The 16,649-nt window shown below is 69.4% G+C and carries 10 protein-coding genes and 2 pseudogenes; 7 read left to right on the top strand and 5 right to left on the bottom strand.

Translation table 11 applies throughout. The features are described from left to right. Positions 1 to 69: 69 nt before the first annotated feature. Positions 70 to 1,203: an AI-2E family transporter gene (locus ABDW21_RS12410; protein ID WP_343601927.1), complete on the top strand. Its 1,134-nt coding sequence runs from the start codon at positions 70 to 72 to the stop codon at positions 1,201 to 1,203. On the opposite strand, the gene ABDW21_RS12405 is transcribed toward ABDW21_RS12410, so the two are convergent. The 3 genes and pseudogenes from ABDW21_RS12405 to trmB all read right to left on the bottom strand — a co-directional run bounded on the left by ABDW21_RS12405 (position 1,200) and on the right by trmB (position 5,531). Next, on the bottom strand, positions 1,200 to 3,983 hold the full coding sequence (locus ABDW21_RS12405; protein WP_343601929.1) for an MMPL family transporter: 2,784 nt from the start codon (positions 3,981 to 3,983) through the stop codon (positions 1,200 to 1,202). The two genes, ABDW21_RS12410 and ABDW21_RS12405, sit on opposite strands and share 4 nt — an antisense overlap. A gap of 49 nt (positions 3,984 to 4,032) precedes the next feature. Next, positions 4,033 to 4,647 (bottom strand): annotated as a pseudogene (locus ABDW21_RS12400) (NYN domain-containing protein); the annotation flags it as partial. Between the two features lie 104 nt (positions 4,648 to 4,751). Then, positions 4,752 to 5,531, bottom strand: coding sequence for a tRNA (guanosine(46)-N7)-methyltransferase TrmB (gene trmB, locus ABDW21_RS12395; RefSeq protein WP_343601931.1), 780 nt, complete (start codon positions 5,529 to 5,531; stop codon positions 4,752 to 4,754). Positions 5,532 to 5,695: 164 nt separating this feature from the next. On the opposite strand from trmB, the gene ABDW21_RS12390 reads away from it, so the two are divergent. The 6 genes from ABDW21_RS12390 (at position 5,696) to ABDW21_RS12365 (ending at position 14,224) form a co-directional block, all read left to right on the top strand. Beyond that, positions 5,696 to 6,706, top strand: a complete 1,011-nt coding sequence (locus ABDW21_RS12390; RefSeq protein WP_343601938.1) for a hypothetical protein — start codon at positions 5,696 to 5,698, stop codon at positions 6,704 to 6,706. 26 nt (positions 6,707 to 6,732) lie between these two features. Then, positions 6,733 to 8,178, top strand: coding sequence for a hypothetical protein (locus tag ABDW21_RS12385; protein WP_343601939.1), 1,446 nt, complete (start codon positions 6,733 to 6,735; stop codon positions 8,176 to 8,178). A 96-nt stretch (positions 8,179 to 8,274) separates the two neighbouring features. After that, the gene (locus tag ABDW21_RS12380) at positions 8,275 to 10,104 is read left to right on the top strand and encodes a phosphoenolpyruvate carboxykinase (GTP) (RefSeq protein WP_343601932.1); all 1,830 of its coding nucleotides are present in this window, start codon (positions 8,275 to 8,277) and stop codon (positions 10,102 to 10,104) included. Positions 10,105 to 10,380: 276 nt separating this feature from the next. Continuing rightward, complete coding sequence (locus tag ABDW21_RS12375) at positions 10,381 to 11,682, top strand: sodium:proton exchanger (protein WP_343601933.1); 1,302 nt, start codon at positions 10,381 to 10,383, stop codon at positions 11,680 to 11,682. A 68-nt stretch (positions 11,683 to 11,750) separates the two neighbouring features. Then, complete coding sequence (gene fadD4 / locus ABDW21_RS12370; protein ID WP_343601934.1) at positions 11,751 to 13,286, top strand: fatty-acid--CoA ligase FadD4; 1,536 nt, start codon at positions 11,751 to 11,753, stop codon at positions 13,284 to 13,286. Next, positions 13,283 to 14,224: an enoyl-CoA hydratase/isomerase family protein gene (locus ABDW21_RS12365; RefSeq protein ID WP_343601936.1), complete on the top strand. Its 942-nt coding sequence runs from the start codon at positions 13,283 to 13,285 to the stop codon at positions 14,222 to 14,224. Before fadD4 ends, ABDW21_RS12365 begins: the two co-directional genes overlap by 4 nt. A gap of 45 nt (positions 14,225 to 14,269) precedes the next feature. Here ABDW21_RS12365 and ABDW21_RS12360 read toward each other — a convergent pair whose 3' ends face one another. Continuing rightward, a complete protein-coding gene (locus ABDW21_RS12360; protein WP_343601937.1) occupies positions 14,270 to 15,709 on the bottom strand; it encodes an NAD(P)/FAD-dependent oxidoreductase in 1,440 nt (479 codons plus the stop codon). 138 nt (positions 15,710 to 15,847) lie between these two features. Next, a pseudogene (locus ABDW21_RS12355) lies at positions 15,848 to 16,219 on the bottom strand (nitronate monooxygenase); the annotation flags it as partial. Positions 16,220 to 16,649 lie beyond the last annotated feature (430 nt).

The following is a 16,649-nucleotide window of genomic DNA, read 5'->3' as shown; positions in this document are numbered from 1 at the left end:
CGCATGCACGGATTGAAAGGGGGATGGGGAAACGGGTCTGCACTGCAGACACCGCGCCCCTGACTACCAATGGCGGCAACCCGCGGCGACGAGGCCGTGGAACCCATCGTCCGCAAGGCGGCGGCCTGGTCCTGGCGGCTGCTGGTCATCCTGGCCGCGGTGGTGGCCCTGCTATGGGTGATCCAGCGGCTGGAAATCATCGTCGTGCCGGTGCTGCTGGCCTTGATGCTGAGCGCGCTGCTGGTGCCGGCGGTGGACTGGCTGGACCGGCGGGGCGCGCCGCGCGCCGGCGCGGTGGCGCTGGTGCTGCTGACCGGTTTCACGATTCTGGGCGGCATCCTGACGTTCGTCGTCAGCCAGTTCGTCGTCGGTTTGCCGGACGTGGTCGAGCAGGTCAGTCGCAGCATCGACTCGACCCGCCGATGGCTGATCCACGGCCCGGCGCACCTGAGCCCCCAGCAGATCGACAACGCGGGCGACGCGGCGATCCAGGCGCTGCGCAACAATCAGGCGAAGTTGACCAGCGGGGCGCTGTCGACCGCCGCGACCATCACCGAGCTGGTCACCGCGGCACTGCTGATGGTGTTCACCCTGATCTTCTTCCTCTACGGGGGCCGCCACATCTGGCAGTACGTCACCAAGATCGTCCCCGCCGGCGCGCGTGATCGGGTCCGCGAGGCCGGCTGCGCCGGATACGCGTCGCTGATCGGCTACGTGCGCGCCACCTTCCTGGTAGCGCTGGTCGACGCCGCCGGGGTGGGCACCGGCCTGGCGATCATGGCTGTGCCGCTGGCGCTCCCGCTCGCGTCGCTGGTGTTCCTGGGCGCGTTCATCCCACTGGTGGGTGCGGTGATCAGCGGCTTCCTGGCTGTGGTGGTGGCGCTGCTCGCCAAGGGCTTCGTCTACGCGCTTTTCACGCTGGGTGTGATCATCGCGGTCAACCAGCTCGAGGCGCACATTCTGCAGCCGCTGGTGATGGGCCGGGCGGTGTCGATCCACCCGTTGGCGGTGGTGTTGGCGATCTCGGCCGGCGGCGTGCTTGCCGGGATCGTCGGCGCGCTGCTGGCGGTTCCGACGGTCGCGTTCTTCAACAACGCCTTCCGGGTGCTGCTGGCGCCGGATCCCGTGGCCGAGGCGGCGGCGCAAGGGGTCGCCGGTGAGCCGGTCATCCGCGCTGAACCGGACAGCGTCGAGGGCAGTTAGAACCGCCCCTCGCGGCGCAGCAAATCCTGGGCGCTGAGGCCGCTGCCGCGGCGTTGCCGGGTCCGGTCGGCGGCGGTGTTGCGTCCGCGGGCATTCAGTTTTTCCGTGGCGAGGTCGGGGTCGTCCGTTCCGGGCGCGGCCGGCAGGGCGGTGGTGGCGTCGTCCTCGTCGGTGGGCCCAGACCCGGCGGGACGGTCATTCGGCTTCGACTCGCGCAGGTTGTTGAGCCACGACTCGATTTCGCGGTCGTCGCGGGGCGGCGGTGCCGTTGGGGCTGTCGGTGCCGGCTTGAGGCGGTCTGTCGCCGGTGTTTCGGCCGGCGTCGCCGCCCGCGTCCGGGTGCTACCGGCGGTCGACTGCGCGTCCCGAGCAGCCGGTCGTGGCGGCGTGCGGGGAGGGGCGGCGATCGGTGCGGGGGGATGGGTGGGCTGGTGCGGCGCCCGCGGTTTCGCGGGAACGGGACCGCGCGGCGCCGGCGCGGACGGTGGGGTCCGGCGGACCGCCGGGCGCTTGCGTTCGTCGGGCAGCCGGATCTCGCCGAGCCCGATGCGGTTCTGCAGCCGTTTCATCCAGCGCGGCGCCCACCAGCAGTCGTCGCCGAGCAGCTTCATCAGCGAGGGCACCAGGAACATCCGGACCACCGTGGCGTCCAGCAGCAGCGCCGCCATCAGACCGAACGCCAGATACTTCATCATCACCAGGTCGGAGAACACAAACGAGGCGGCGACCACGGCCATGATCAGTGCGGCCGCGGTGATCAGCCGCCCGGTGGTCGCCGTGCCGATCCGGATCGCCTCCGAGGTGGACACCCCGGATTCGCGCGCCTCCACCATCCGGGAGACCAGGAACACCTCGTAGTCGGTGGCCAAGCCGTAGCCCACCGCGACAATCAAAGCGATGATCACCACCATCAGCGGTGTCGGCGTGAAATTCAACAGTCCGGCGCCGTGTCCGTCGATGAAGATCCAGGTCAGGATGCCCATCGTGGAGCCGAGGGTCAGGGTGCTCATCACCGCGGCTTTCAACGGCAGCACCACCGACCCGAACGCCAGGAACATCAACAGCGTGGTGGTGGTGAGCAGGATCACCAGCATCAGCGGAGCCTTGGCGGACAGGGCGTGAATCGAGTCCTGCTCGAGCGCGGGCGTGCCGCCGACCAGTAGGTCGAGCCCCTTGGGTGCGGGGATCGCCCGCAGTTCTTTGATCTTCTGCGCGGCGTCGTTGCGGTGGATCAGCCCGTTCTCGATCACCCGCACCGACTTGCTCTTAGACGCGCCGGGCAGCTCGGGACGTTCCTTCCACATGTCGGCGGGGTTGTTGTCCGGCTCGACGAACCCGCCGATCGCCATCGCCCTGTTGCGGACCTCGGCGACCTGCTGGTTGGTGACGTCCTTGCCGCTGTCGGACGCGATGACCAGCGTCAGCTGCTCGGTCCGGAATCCGGGGAAGATCTGGTCGAACTGCTCCTGTGCGACCCGGGCCGCATTGTCTGGTGGCAGGTACTTTTCGCTCATACCGCCGAAGGACAGCTTCCCCAGTGGAATGATCAACAAGATCATCGCGATCACGATCGGCAGGGCGAACACCATCGGCCGCTTCATCACGAAGTTGACCAGCTTGCCCCAGAACCCGGCCTCGACCTCCTCGCGGGTCTTGGTCTTCTGCGTCTTCTCGGCGAACCAACTGATGATGCGGTTCGACAGCCACCAGTTGCGCAGGAACGGCACCCGGAACAGGGTTCGCACCCCGAGCGCGTCGACATGGTGGCCCAGCACGCCCAGGCAGGCCGGCAACAGCGTGATCGACAACACCGCCGCCAGGCCGACCGCGGCGAATATCGCATAGGTCAGCGACTTCACGAACTCCTGGGGCAACAGCAGCAGGCTGGCGCTCGACACCATGATCAGCACCGCCGAGAACGCCACCGTGCGCCCGGCCGTCATCACCGAGCGCCGCACCGCGGCCTCGGTGTCGTAGCCTTCGGCGATCTCCTCGCGGAACCGGCTCACCACGAACAGGCCGTAGTCGATGGCGATCCCGAGACCGACCATGCTGATGACAGGCTGGGCGAAGAAGTTCACCGGCCCGAACAGGGAGACGAACCGCAGGATGCCCCACGCACCGGCGATGCTCAGGCCGCCGACCATCACCGGTAGGCCGGCGGCGATCACCCCGCCGAACACGAAGAACAGCACCACCGCCACCAGCGGCAGGGCCAGGACTTCCATTCGCTTCTGGTCGGTGGCGATGGTGCCGGTCAATGCCCCGACTATGGGCTCCAAGCCGGCGAGTTCGACCTTGCCGCCGTCGAGTTTCTGCAGGCTCGGCTCGACGTCCTTGTAGTTGTTGAGGATGGTGTCGTCGTCGTCGCCCTTGAGCTGGATCGAGGCGAAGGCGTGCCGCTTGTCGGCGTCGGCCATGGTACGCAGCGCTTCGGGGTTGGTGAAGTAACCCACCCAGCTGAGCACCTGCTTCGGGTGGTCTTTTTTGACCCTGTTGAGACTGTCTTTGACGCTGTCGAACCACCGCTTGTCGTCGACGGTCGCGCCTTTGGGCGCGGTGAACACCGCCACAATGTGGCTGGTGCGGTCGCGGCCGTACACCTCGTCGCCGAGGATCGACGCCTTCACCGACTGACTGTCGCCGTCGTAGAGTCCGCCCTGGGTGACGTGCTTGCCCAGACTCAGTCCGAAGATGCCGCCACCCAGGCACAGCGCCACCATGACCGCGATTACCACGTATCGGTAGCGGTAGACAGTTCGACCCCACCAGGCGAACACGTGAGCTCCTTACTGAATCTGTGGCGACCCGCGCATCGGTTTCCCAGTGTCACACACGCGAGTGCAGTAGCGCGGACAGCGGCCGGAACGGCTGCAGCCAAGCTCCCTGGTCGGGCAGCGAATCCAGCCCGATTCGCGGAAGCGGCTCCCGGAAGACGCCCGCGATGTCCTCCAGGTCGACGAAGTCCAAGGTATCCGACGTTAGCGCCCAACTCGCGTGTTCACGAAATCCGAGCACGTGGACGGGGACCCCGTCGCCGGCGATTCCCTCCAGCGGATCGCGGAAGGCCTGGCCGTCGGCGGAAGCCACCACCAGCGCCGCCAGCCCCTCCGCGCGCCGCAACGCGATGTGCGCGAGCATGTCGCTGTCGATGTCGCTGTCCTCGTCGATCTTGGGTTTGGCGAAGACCGCGAACCCGACGTTGCGCAGCGCGTCCACCCAGGGCCGGACCACGTCGGCGCTGCCGGGCGCGATGTTGGTGAACACGGCGGCCTCGGGCTCGGCCGACACGTCCGGACTGCCGGCCGCGACGTCGGCGGTGCGGGCCAGCAGCCAGCGGCCCAGCGCGTCGAAGCGGGGGCGCTCCAGCGCGGTCGGCCGGCGTCCCAGGATGGACCCCAGGCCCATGTCGAGGTTGGGTGCGTCCCACACCAGCAGCACCCGCCGACCGGTCGGCCCGACGCCGCCCGGCTCGCCCGCCGTTGTCGTCGGGGCGACCGACTCCGGCGTCGCCGGGAAGGCTGTCGACGCGGCGTGGCCGGTGAGGCTCACGGCCGGCGCCTCTCCCACAGCAGGTCGGTGACGACGCTGCCCGCGTCGCGCGCCTTGGCCTCGTACTTGGTCGCCGGGCGTGTCACCGACACCGGCAGCGGCCGGCTACCGGGATCGATTCGCGACAGCCGTGGCTCGGCATCGCCCGCTTCGGCGATCTGCGCGGCGTAACCCGGATGGTCGGTCGCGGCGTGCAGCACCCCGCCGGGGCGCAGCCGGTCGGCGATCAGGGCGACGGTGTCGGGTTGCAGCAGTCGCCGCTTGTGGTGGCGGGCCTTCGGCCACGGGTCGGGGAAGAACACCCGCACCCCGCTCAGCGACCCCGGCTCGATCAGGTGATCCAGCACGTCGACGGCGTCGCCGCGGACCAGTCGGATGTTGCCGACGCCGGCCCGCTCGGCCGCGCACAGCAGCTGCGCCAGCCCGCGTCGGTAGACGTCCACCGCGATGACGTTCGCGTCCGGCTCGGATTGGGCCATCGCGAGCGTCGACGTGCCTGTGCCGCAGCCGATTTCAAGCACGAGCGGAGCGTCGCGGCCGAACCAGGCGCGCACGTCGAGCTTCGCCGGCCGGCCGTCGGCACCGCGGGCCGCCGCACCCAGTCGGGGCCACAGCCGGTCCCAGGTCTGCTGCTGCGCACCCGACAGCGCCGACCGGCGGGTCCGGAAACTGGTGGTCCGGCGGTAACCGGCGGTGTGCGGCGCAGCCGCGTCGGGCTGGGGCGGACGCGCCGTGTCCGCCCGGGTCTGCGCACGCATCCGTTCATCGTCACCCATCAACTCATGGTGTAGCCGATCGCGGTGCAGATTGATACCCAACAGTTGCCTTCGGCCGGCTGCGGTGGCTCGCGTCCCGCCGTCAGGGATGCCACTATGCCGACACGCCCTGCCGACACGCCCTGCCCGGCGACCGGGGCAACGGCGGACCCGGCAGGCGGGACGTGAGCGGACAGGGGCACCAGATTTTCGCCGACATTTTCGCCGACGAGCTGGCACGATGTGCCGGCGACTGCGACGACGCCCGATGGGCGGCGATCGCGCGACGGCTGACCGCGCCGGTGCGGGTGGCCGTCGCCGGACGCCGCGGGGTGGGCCGCGGCACCGTCGCGCGGGCCCTCGCCGCGGCCGGGGTCGCGTCGGCGTCAGCGCCGGACGGCGCCGACATGCAGGTCTACGTCCTCGCCGAGGTGGTCAAGCCCGAGGATCGGGCCGCCATCGCGGCGGCGCGGCATCCGGTGCTGGCGGTGCTGACCAAGGCGGACCTGATCGGCGGCCCGGCAGGCGCAGTAGCGACCCACGGCGCCCGCATCGCCGCGCTCGCCGGGGTGCCGACCGAGCCGATGGCCGGGCTGCTCGCGGTCGCCGCGCTGGACGACACCGTGTTGGACGACACCGTGTGGGCGGCCCTGCGGGGCCTGGCTGCCCGGGCTGCGGACCTCAGTTGCCCGGAGCGGTTCGTCGGGGCGAACCATCCGGTGCCGGGCGAGCAGCGGCGACGGCTGCTGGACACCCTGGACCTGTTCGGCGTCACGGTGGCGACGGCCGCGATCCGGCGCGGCATGTCGCCCGAGCGGACGCGTGCGCTGCTGAGGTTTCTCAGCCGCGTCGACGCTGTCGTCGACAAGATCAGCGTCTGCGCCGCGCCGGTGCGCTACCAGCGCGTGCGCGACGCCGCCGTCGAACTGGAGGCCCTGGCCGTCACCGATCGCCGGGCCGGCGATTTTCTGCGCAGCGACGAGGCGGTGATCGCGCGGATGCGCGCCGCGCTGGACGTCGCCCAGGCAGCCGGCCTGGACACGGGCCCGGGGGACAGCCCGGCGGCGCATCTGCGCCGCGCCGCGGCCTGGCAGCAGCGGCGCGACGCGCCGGTGGCCGGTGTGCCCCGCGCGTGCGGCGCCGACATCGTCCGGGGCTCGCTGCGGTGCTGGTCGAAGGCGATGCGGTCACCGTGACCGACGCCGTGACCGCGGTGGACGCGATGGTCGCGGCGATCGGTCCGCGGCTCGGCGCGCCGGTGGCCCGGCGCCGCGACGTGGTGCTGGTCGCCGGCCCGTGGCTGGCCGGGGTCAGCAGCGTGGCCGCCGTCCTGCGCGACCGGCTGCCGGATCGGTCGTTCGTCGAGCCGGCCGGCCTGGCAGCCGGCGAAGCGCCGACAGCTGTGGTGTTCGTGGTCTCGGCGGCCGCCGAGCTCACCGGATCCGACCGCGCGCTGCTCGACGCGGTGGCGCAGGACACCGACGTGGTGATCGGCGTGGTGTCCAAGATCGACGTGCACCGCAACTGGCGCGACACGCTGGACGCGAACCGTGCCGCCCTGACCGCCCACGCGCCGCGCTACCGCGGCGTGGCGTGGGTGGGCGCGGCGGCGGCGCCCGCGGGCGGCGAGCCGCGGGTAGACGATCTGATCGCTGCGCTCACCGGACAGCTCGGCGACCCCGCCATCGCCCGCCGGAACAGGCTGCGGGCGTGGGAGTCGCAACTGCGGGCGCGTGCCCGCCGACACCAGCGCGACGCGGTCGGCTGCACCCGGGTCGAGGTGTTACGCGGGCGGCGCGACACCCTGCTGCGCCGGCGACGGCGGGGCAGCTCCGAGCGCGCGGCCGCGCTGCGCGGCCACCTCCAGCAGGCCCGCGTGCAGTTGTCCTATGTCGCCCGCAATCGCTGTGCCGCGGTGCGATCGGAGCTGGCCGAGGACGCCGCCGCCGCCACCCGTGCCACGCTGCCCGGTTTCGCGGCCCACACCCGCCGCCGTGTCGGCGACGTCGTTGCCGACGTGGACGACGCCACCACCGCCCGGCTCGCCGACGTGGCGCGGGCGCTCGGGTTGCCGGTCGCCGCGCCGCCGGTCGCCGCGCTGCCGCGGATCGACGTCGGCGCTCCGCTGCTGCAGAAGCGGAAGCTGGAAAGCCGGCTGATGCTGCTGCTGGGTGCCGCGTTCGGGCTCGGTGCGGCGTTGACGCTGTCCCGGCTGTTGGTCAACCTGGCTCCCGGGTTGACCACAGCCGGGTTCGTCGCGTGCCTGGCGGTCGGGTTGGCCCTGACCGTGTGGGTGGTCGGCGCCCGCAGCCTGTTGGCCGACCGCGCGCTGCTCGACCGCTGGGTGGGCGAGGTGATCGGGTCGTTGCGCGCGGCGGTCGAGCAGCTGGTGGCCATTCGGGTGCTGGCCGCCGAGTCGGTGTTCGGTGCCGCTCTCGGCGACCGGGACGAGGCCGAGAACGAGCAGGTCGCCGAGCAGATCGCCGTCATCGACGCGGAGCTGCGCGAGCACGCCGCCGCCGGCGCGCGCGCCGCAGGGCTGCTCGACCGGGAGACGCCGGCCCTGCGGGCCGCCCTCGACGCGGTGCTCGTCGAGCTGGGTGAGCCGGGTGAGGCGCAATCCGGCCTGTCGCGACCCGCGCCATCCGGCTCATGGCATCCGCGATAACCTGTATGTCAGAGCAACCGCAAAGCCACCTGGTCGAATACGGCCGCTCGGAACCGACGACGCGGCCTCCACGCAGGTAGAGTGCAGGAGATTTCGATGACCTCAGCGACCGTTCCCGGTCTGGATACCGCTCCGACGAACCACCAGGGCCTGCTGTCCTGGGTGGCGGAGGTGGCCGAGCTCACCGAGCCGGACCGGGTGGTCTTCGCCGACGGCTCCGACGAGGAGTGGCAGCGGCTGACCGACCAGCTGGTCGAGGCGGGCACGTTCACGCGGCTCAACCCGGAGAAGTACCCGGAATCCTACCTGGCATGCTCCGACCCGTCCGACGTGGCGCGGGTGGAGTCGCGGACGTTCATCTGCTCGCAGCGCGAGATCGACGCCGGACCGACCAACAACTGGATGGACCCGGCGCAGATGCGGTCGACCCTGACCGAGCTGTACCGCGGATGCATGCGTGGCCGAACCATGTGGGTGGTGCCGTTCTGCATGGGTCCGCTGGGCGCCGAGGACCCCAAGCTGGGCGTGGAGATCACCGACTCCGAGTACGTCGTGGTCTCGATGAGGGTGATGACCCGGATGGGCAGGGCCGCCCTGGAGAAGATGGGTGACGACGGATTCTTCGTCAAGGCGCTGCACTCGGTCGGCGCCCCGCTGCAGCCCGGCCAACAGGACGTGCCGTGGCCCTGCAACGACACCAAGTACATCACCCACTTCCCCGAAACCCGCGAGATCTGGAGCTACGGCTCGGGTTACGGCGGCAACGCGCTGCTGGGCAAGAAGTGCTACTCGCTGCGGATCGCCTCGGCGATGGCCCGCGACGAGGGCTGGCTGGCCGAGCACATGCTGATCCTCAAACTGATCTCCCCGCAGAACAAGGCCTACTACTTCGCCGCGGCGTTCCCGTCGGCGTGCGGCAAGACGAACCTGGCGATGCTGCAGCCGACGATCCCGGGCTGGCGCGCCGAAACGCTCGGCGACGACATCGCCTGGATGCGGTTCGGCCAGGACGGCCGGCTGTACGCGGTCAACCCGGAGTTCGGCTTCTTCGGGGTGGCGCCCGGCACCAACTGGAGCTCCAACCCCAACGCGATGCGCACCATCGCCGCCGGCAACACCGTGTTCACCAACGTCGCGCTCACCGACGACGGCTCCGTGTGGTGGGAGGGCTTGGAGGGCGACCCGCAGCACCTCATCGACTGGAAGGGTCGTGACTGGTACTTCCGCGAGACGGAAACCACAGCGGCACATCCGAATTCGCGGTACTGCACGCCGATGTCGCAGTGCCCCATCCTGGCGCCGGAGTGGGACGATCCGCAGGGCGTGCCGATCTCGGGGATTCTGTTCGGCGCCCGCCGCAAGACCACGGTGCCGCTGGTGACGCAGGCCCGGGACTGGCAGCACGGGGTGTTCATGGGAGCCACCATGGGCAGCGAGCAGACAGCGGCCGCCGAGGGCAAGGTCGGCGCCGTGCGGCGCGACCCGATGGCGATGCTCCCGTTCTGCGGCTACAACATCGGCGACTACTTCCAGCACTGGATCGACCTGGGCAAGAATTCCGACGAGTCCAAGCTGCCCAAGGTGTTCTTCGTCAACTGGTTCCGCCGCGGCGAGGGCGGCAGGTTCTTGTGGCCGGGATTCGGTGAGAACAGCCGGGTGCTCAAGTGGATCGTCGACCGCATCGAACAGAACGCCGGCGGCCGCGACACCCCGATCGGCATCGTGCCCGCCGTCGAGGACCTGGACCTGGACGGGCTCGCCGTCGACGCCGCCGACGTGGAGCAGGCGCTGGCGGTCGACACCGGTGAGTGGCGCGACGAACTGTCGATGATCGAGGAGTGGTTCGAGTTCGTCGGCGACAAGCTGCCCACCGGCGTCAGGGACGAGTTCGCGGCGCTCAAACAGCGGTTCGCCGACGCCGACTGACGGGCTTGCGCGCCAGGGCCCGATGCCTCAGGGCCCGGTGCCTCTCGGGCCCGGTGCCTCACGGGCCTGGTGCCTCACGGCGCCTCGTCCGGTTTGCCAAAATAGATTTATTGGATCGCCTGACTCTCTTTTTCGTGTGCTCTGATCAGGAAATTTGATACCAAACGCACTACGTGTCAGGCGGCGTTCTACGTTGCTGACGACCGGCAGGTCGGGGTAGCGTCGCTACGGCCGCAGATGTTTTCGGCGGCTGAGAAGGACGGCGTTGGGAGAGGCATGTCGTTGGGAGAGGCATGGCCTGCGTCAAGCTTCGTCACCACAGCGGGACGATCGCCTGCTCGACGGCTGATCCGCCCACTGGCGGTGATCGCGGTGGTGGTCTGCACCGCTGTGGTGCTGCGCGTCGCCGGCCTGCACCCCGATCCCGCGGTGGAGCTGCTGACCTACGGCGCCGCGGTGGTGGCGGCCAGCTTCCTGCTGGCGTGGGCGGCGGAGGCGGCCCAGATCGACGTGGCCGGCGGCCTGGCGATCGCGGTGCTGGCGGTGATCGCGGTGCTGCCCGAGTACGCGGTCGACCTGTACTACGCCTACACCGCCGGCCGCGCACCCGAGTACACGCAGTACGCCGCGGCGAACATGACCGGATCGAACCGGCTGCTGATGGGTGTCGGGTGGCCGGTCGTGGTGTTGGTCGGGGCGCTGGTGGCGCGCAGGTCCGCCGGGCGCCGCGCGGGTCCGCTGGCGCTGGACCCGAGTAACCGGGTGGAGATCGGCTTCCTGCTGATCGCCGGCGTTGCGGCGTTCGTCATACCCGTCAGCGGGCGCATCCACATCGGCTTCGGGGCGGCGTTGCTGGCCTGGTTCGGTTTCTACCTGTACCGGCTGAGCCGCGGCGACGTCGAAGAGCCCGAACTGGTCGGCGTGGCCGCGGCCCTGGGTGAGCTGCCCGGCCGTACCCGCCGGACGGCGGTCGCGGGACTGTTCGTGCTCGCCGCGCTGGTGATCGTGACGTGCGCGAAACCGTTCGCCGAGAGCCTGATCGACGCGGGCACGCAGCTGGGTGTCGATCGTTTCCTGCTGGTGCAATGGCTGGCCCCGTTGGCCTCGGAGGCGCCCGAGTTCATCATCGCGATCATCTTCGCCGCGCGCGGCAAGAGCGGTGTTGCGATCGCGACTTTGATCTCGTCGAAGGTCAACCAGTGGACGTTGCTGGTGGGATCGCTGCCGGTCGCGTTCATGCTCGGTGGCGGCGGCACGTCGCTGCGGCTCGACGGGCGACAGGTCGAGGAAGTTCTGCTCACCGCCGTGCAGACCCTCATGGGCGTCGCAATGGTGCTGGGTCTGCGGTTCGGCCGCGGCGCGGCGTGGATGCTGCTGACGCTGTTCGCCGTTCAGTTCGGCATCACCTCGACCGATGGTCGCCTGCTGCTGTGCGCGGTCTACGCGGTGGTGACGGTGGTGGCGCTCGGGTACAACCGCAGCCGGCTCGGGCCAACATTGTTGGCGCCGTTCGTCGCCCGCGCCAAGCGGCACGGCGGTCCGCCGCATCAGCCGGTCGAGCGGTTGGCGTCGCGGTAGCGCTCCACCGGGCGCGGGCCGCCCGACCTTTTGACACCCGTCAAGTTCGACGGCGGTACAGTCGGCGCATGCAGATTCGCGAACATCTCGGCTCGGGAAAAAACCCGGACAAGCCCGCGGTCATCCTCTACCCCTCCGGAACCGTCGTCACCTTCGGCGAACTGGAGGCCCGCGCTAACCGGCTGGCGCACTTCTTCCGGTGGGCCGGCCTGGCCGAGGGCGACGTCGTCGCGATCCTGATGGAGAACAACGAGCACATCCAGGCGGTCATGTGGGCTGCCCGGCGCAGCGGCCTGTACTACGTGCCGATCAACACCCACCTGACCGCGGCCGAGGCGGCCTATATCGTCGACAACAGCGCGGCCAAAGCGATCATCGGTTCGGCCGCGCTGCGCAAGACGTGCGAGGACCTCGGGCAGTATCTGAATCTGCCGTCCGGCCTGCCCGAGCTTCTGATGATCGCCGACGACGACCTGGACGGCTGGCAGCGTTATCCGCAATGCGTTGCCGATCAACCGGATACGCCGATCGACGACGAACGCGAAGGCGATCTGCTGCAGTACTCGTCGGGCACCACCGGCCGGCCTAAAGGCATCAAACGTGAACTGCCGCACGTCTCGCCGGCCGAGGCGCCGGGCATGATGTCGGCACTGATCGGGTTCTGGATGAACCCCGATTCGGTCTACCTGTGCCCCGCGCCGCTCTACCACACCGCGCCGTCGGTGTGGTCGTTGAGCGTGCAGGCCGCCGGCATCACCACCGTCGTCATGGAGAAGTTCGACGCCGAGGGCTGTCTGGACGCCATCGCGCGCCACCGGGTCACCCACGGCCAGTTCGTCCCGGCGATGTTCACCCGGATGCTAAAACTGCCTGAGCACGTTCGGAATTCGTATGACGTATCCAGCCTGCAGCGGGTGATCCATGCCGCGGCGCCGTGCCCGGTGGAGATCAAGAAGCAGATGATCGACTGGTGGGGGCCGATCGTCGACGAGTATTACGCCTCGTCCGAGGCGATCGGGTCGACGTTGATCAGCGCCCAGGAGTGGCTGGCGCATCCGGGGTCGGTCGGCAAGCCGATGGCCTGCGAGATCCACATCCTCGACGAGGACGGCGACGAGCTGCCGCCGGGGCAGGCCGGTGAGATCTACTTCAGCGGCGGATTCGACTTCGAATACCTCAACGATGCGGCCAAGACAGCCGCCTCGCGCGACAAGCACGGCTGGGTGACCGTCGGCGACATCGGCTACCTCGACGACGACGGCTACCTGTATCTGACCGACCGCCGTCACCACATGATCATCTCCGGCGGGGTCAACATCTATCCGCAAGAAGCCGAGAACCTTTTGGTCACCCACCCCAGGGTGCTCGACGCGGCGGTGTTCGGCGTTCCCGACGACGAGATGGGCCAAAGCGTGCAGGCGGCCGTGCAGACCGTCGACCCGGCCGACGCCACCGACCAGTTCGCCGGCGAGCTGCTGTCCTGGCTGCGGGATCGGCTGGCGCACTACAAATGTCCGCGGTCGATCGCGTTCGAGGCGCAGCTACCGCGCACCGAGACCGGCAAGCTCTTCAAGCACGAACTGGTGCAGAAGTATTCGGTATGACGCACCGCGTCGTCGACGTGTCGGGGCCCAGCTCCGGCGTCGGGGAGGCACCGTCGGGTCCGGTGATCGCGGTCGGTGCGCTCGGCGACGCGAACGAATACTGGTTGCAGCACGCGACGTTCACGCTGAGTCAGGACCACACCGATGACCGCCGCGTCATCACCGTCGCCTCGATCGATTCCGCCACAGCCGAACTGGCGTCCCGGCTGAGCCGCTGGCCGCTGGCCGCGGCGGTCTGCGACGACGTGTTGCGATCTGTGGACGTCGACGCTCCGGCGTGGGCCGGGGTGATGGCGGAGTCACTGGCGTATTCGACGTTGCAGGCCGGGCCGGAGTTCGCGCGCTGGCTGGCCGAACGCAGCCCGGCGGCTGTGCCCGCGATCCCCGACCCGGTGCTGGCCCACCGCGACGGCAACACGCTGAGAATCCGGTTCAACCGGTGGTCGCGGCACAACGCGTTCTCCACCGATACCCGGGCCGCGCTATTGGAGGTATTGGCCGTGGCGCTGTGCGACACATCGGTCGACGAGGTGGTGCTGGCCGGGGCCGGGCCGTCGTTCTGCAGCGGCGGAGACCTCGCCGAATTCGGCACCTTCGCCGATCCGGTGAGCGCGCACCTGGCCCGCACCCGGCACAGCCCGGCGCTGGTGCTCGACGCGCTGACCGCGCGGCTGGGTCAGCGCTGCCGGGCCGAGGTGCACGGCCAGGTGCTGGGCAGCGGCCTGGAGATGGCGGCTTTTTGCGGTCACGTCGCGGCCCGGCAGGATTGCGTGTTGGGGCTTCCCGAACTGAGCCTGGGCCTGATTCCCGGAGCGGGTGGCACCGTCAGCGTCACCCGCCGGATCGGCCGTTGGCGCACAGCGTATTTGGTGCTGAGCGGACGAACCATCGACAGCGCGACAGCGCTGCGCTGGGGGCTGGTGGATGCGACGCGGTAGTTGCGTGGGGTTGCGCCATCTGTGGAAACGACGCTGCCATCGCCGTTACACGAGTTCGTAGTCGGTCAGGGCCGGGCGCTGCATGACGTCCCGGAAGCGATCGAAGCTCCACGGCCACGCGGCGGGCACGCCGTGGTCGTCGAGGTACCAGCTGCGGCAGCCGGTCACCCACACCGTCTTCGTGGCGGCCGCCACCCGCTCGGCCTCGAAACGAGACGTGGCCTGCTGCGTGGCGCTGATCTGGCGAATCGCGCCGCCGTGCAGCAGCTCGATGAGCTGCATGAGATAGCCGATCTGAGCCTCGGCCGCGTCGATCAGCGAGAAGTTTCCGACGGGCCCGTTGGGTCCGTTGAGCATGAACAGGTTGGGAAAGTCGGGCACCGACACCGACAGGTAGGCGACCGGCCGCTGTGCCCATACGTCGTCGAGGCGCACGCCGCCTCGCCCGACCACCTCGATCGGGCGCAGGAAGCGGTCCACCCGGAACCCGGTGGCCAGCACCAACACGTCAAGTTCGTGCAGCACATCGTCTTCGGTGCGCACCCCCGGCGCCTCGACGCGGACGATGCGCTCGGTGACCAGGTGGGCGTTGGCCCGCTGAATGGCGCCGTAAAAGCTGGGGGAGACGACCAGCCGCTTGCAGCCGACGCGGTAGTCCGGCCGCAGCTTCTCGCGCAGCAGCGGATCTTTCACGTTGTCCTCGAGGTTGGCCTGGCAGATCTGCTGCAGCAGCTTCAGTTGTGACGAATCCGCGTCGACGACGGCATTGGCGAAGTGCGCCACGAAGTTGGTGTTGAGTTCGTTCCGCAATACGGTGAGCGCCGTGTGATCTGCCCGGTAGCGGACACGATCCGATTCGGCAATGGGCGGATTGTCGACCGGCAGCATCCACTGCGGCGTGCGCTGGAAGAGGCGTATCTCGGCGACTTTGTCGACGACGGCGCCGACGATCTGGACGGCCGACGATCCGGTGCCCACGACCCCAAGGCGGGCACCCGCCAGCGCAGTATCGTGATCCCAACGGGCGCTGTGGAACACCTTGCCGGCGAATTGGTTCAGCCCCCCGATATCCGGGTATCGGGGGTGGTGCAGCACTCCGGTGGCGGCGATGACGACATCGGCCTCGTCGCCGTCGCCGTTGGATGTCTCGATGCGCCAACGATTTCCGTCGTAGTCGAGGCGGCGCACCTGCGTACCGTAACGGATCAGCCTGTCGACGCCGTGGTGGAGCGCGACGTTCTCGAAGTAGGCGAGAATCTCCGCACCGGGTGCAAACACGTGGCTCCACTCCGGGTTAGGAGCAAACGTGTAGCTGTACAGGTGGGCCGGCACGTCGCAGGCGATCCCGGGGTAGGTGTTCTCCCGCCAGGTCCCGCCGAGCCGGTCGGCCTTCTCGTAAACCGTGACGTCGGTGAACCCGGCCTCACGCAGCGTGATAGCGGCCAGCACCCCGGCCATCCCGGCGCCGACGATGACGAACCGCATTCAGTCTGCCCCGGCTCGCCGGCCGTGCGGGAGGAGAGAGACGGCGAAATCGGCGACTTCGGTTGCGGTGAAGGGCGTTTCGAACCGTTCACCTCTGCCTGACGGATAGGTAGCTGTGCGGCGCCGATCGGCGCGCTCGGCAACGGCATGCCGCACCGCATGCTGCGTGGTGTCGGCCGGTGCCGCCACGACGCCGTCGTCGGAGTGGGCCAGCTCTGCCGGGTCGGCCGGCGCCAGACCGAGGGTGCTGGCGATCAACCCGACGTCGTGGGCGAAGGCGACGTCCAGCGGCGGGTAGCCCTTCGGCGACCCGCTGAGCCTGGCGGCAGAGCCGCCGGTCTGCGCGTCGATGCGAGCCGGCTCTGCCTCCGGGCGAGCTGGTCTGTGCGCCACCGCGCCAAGGATGCCCAACCCGCCCGCTCGTGACCCGGCCGCCACGACGTCGCGACACCGACTGACCGTAGAGATCGCGAACTTGACGCCGAACACCTCGGCGACGCTGGTTCGCATTTTCACGAGGCTACGAGTTAGTGATTGACATGTCAATCGAGTTGGTTGGCGTGCCAGCCACGGCCGGACTGCCGCGGCTCCACGGCTGTGCGTTTACTCTTCTCGCCGACGAAGACGCGGGGATACACCGCCACGGTCGCAGGCCGATTCGGCAATGGGTTCGGCAACATCTGAGCTGGCCGGCAAGCCGGGCATCCACCCTCATTACGGACTGTGCTGCGCCGAGCGTGAACCCAGTGCGAAAAATCGCGCGAAAAATCGCAACCAGTTCACGTTCGGCGCGGGGGCTGTGCCGGCACACCCATACGACCTTAGTTAGAAGTTGGCAACCTACCCCCATCCCTTCGTGGGTTCGCGGGTTGAAGGGATTTCATCGGTAGCCGGGGCAGGGGACCGGTCAGCGCGTCAGCTTTGCGAACCGCTGCTGGGC

Source organism: Mycobacterium sp. (assembly GCF_039583805.1).
In the GTDB taxonomy this organism is placed as follows: domain Bacteria; phylum Actinomycetota; class Actinomycetes; order Mycobacteriales; family Mycobacteriaceae; genus Mycobacterium.
The sequence above is the reverse complement of the archived record's forward strand: the minus strand, read 5'-3'. Positions and strand labels throughout refer to the sequence as shown.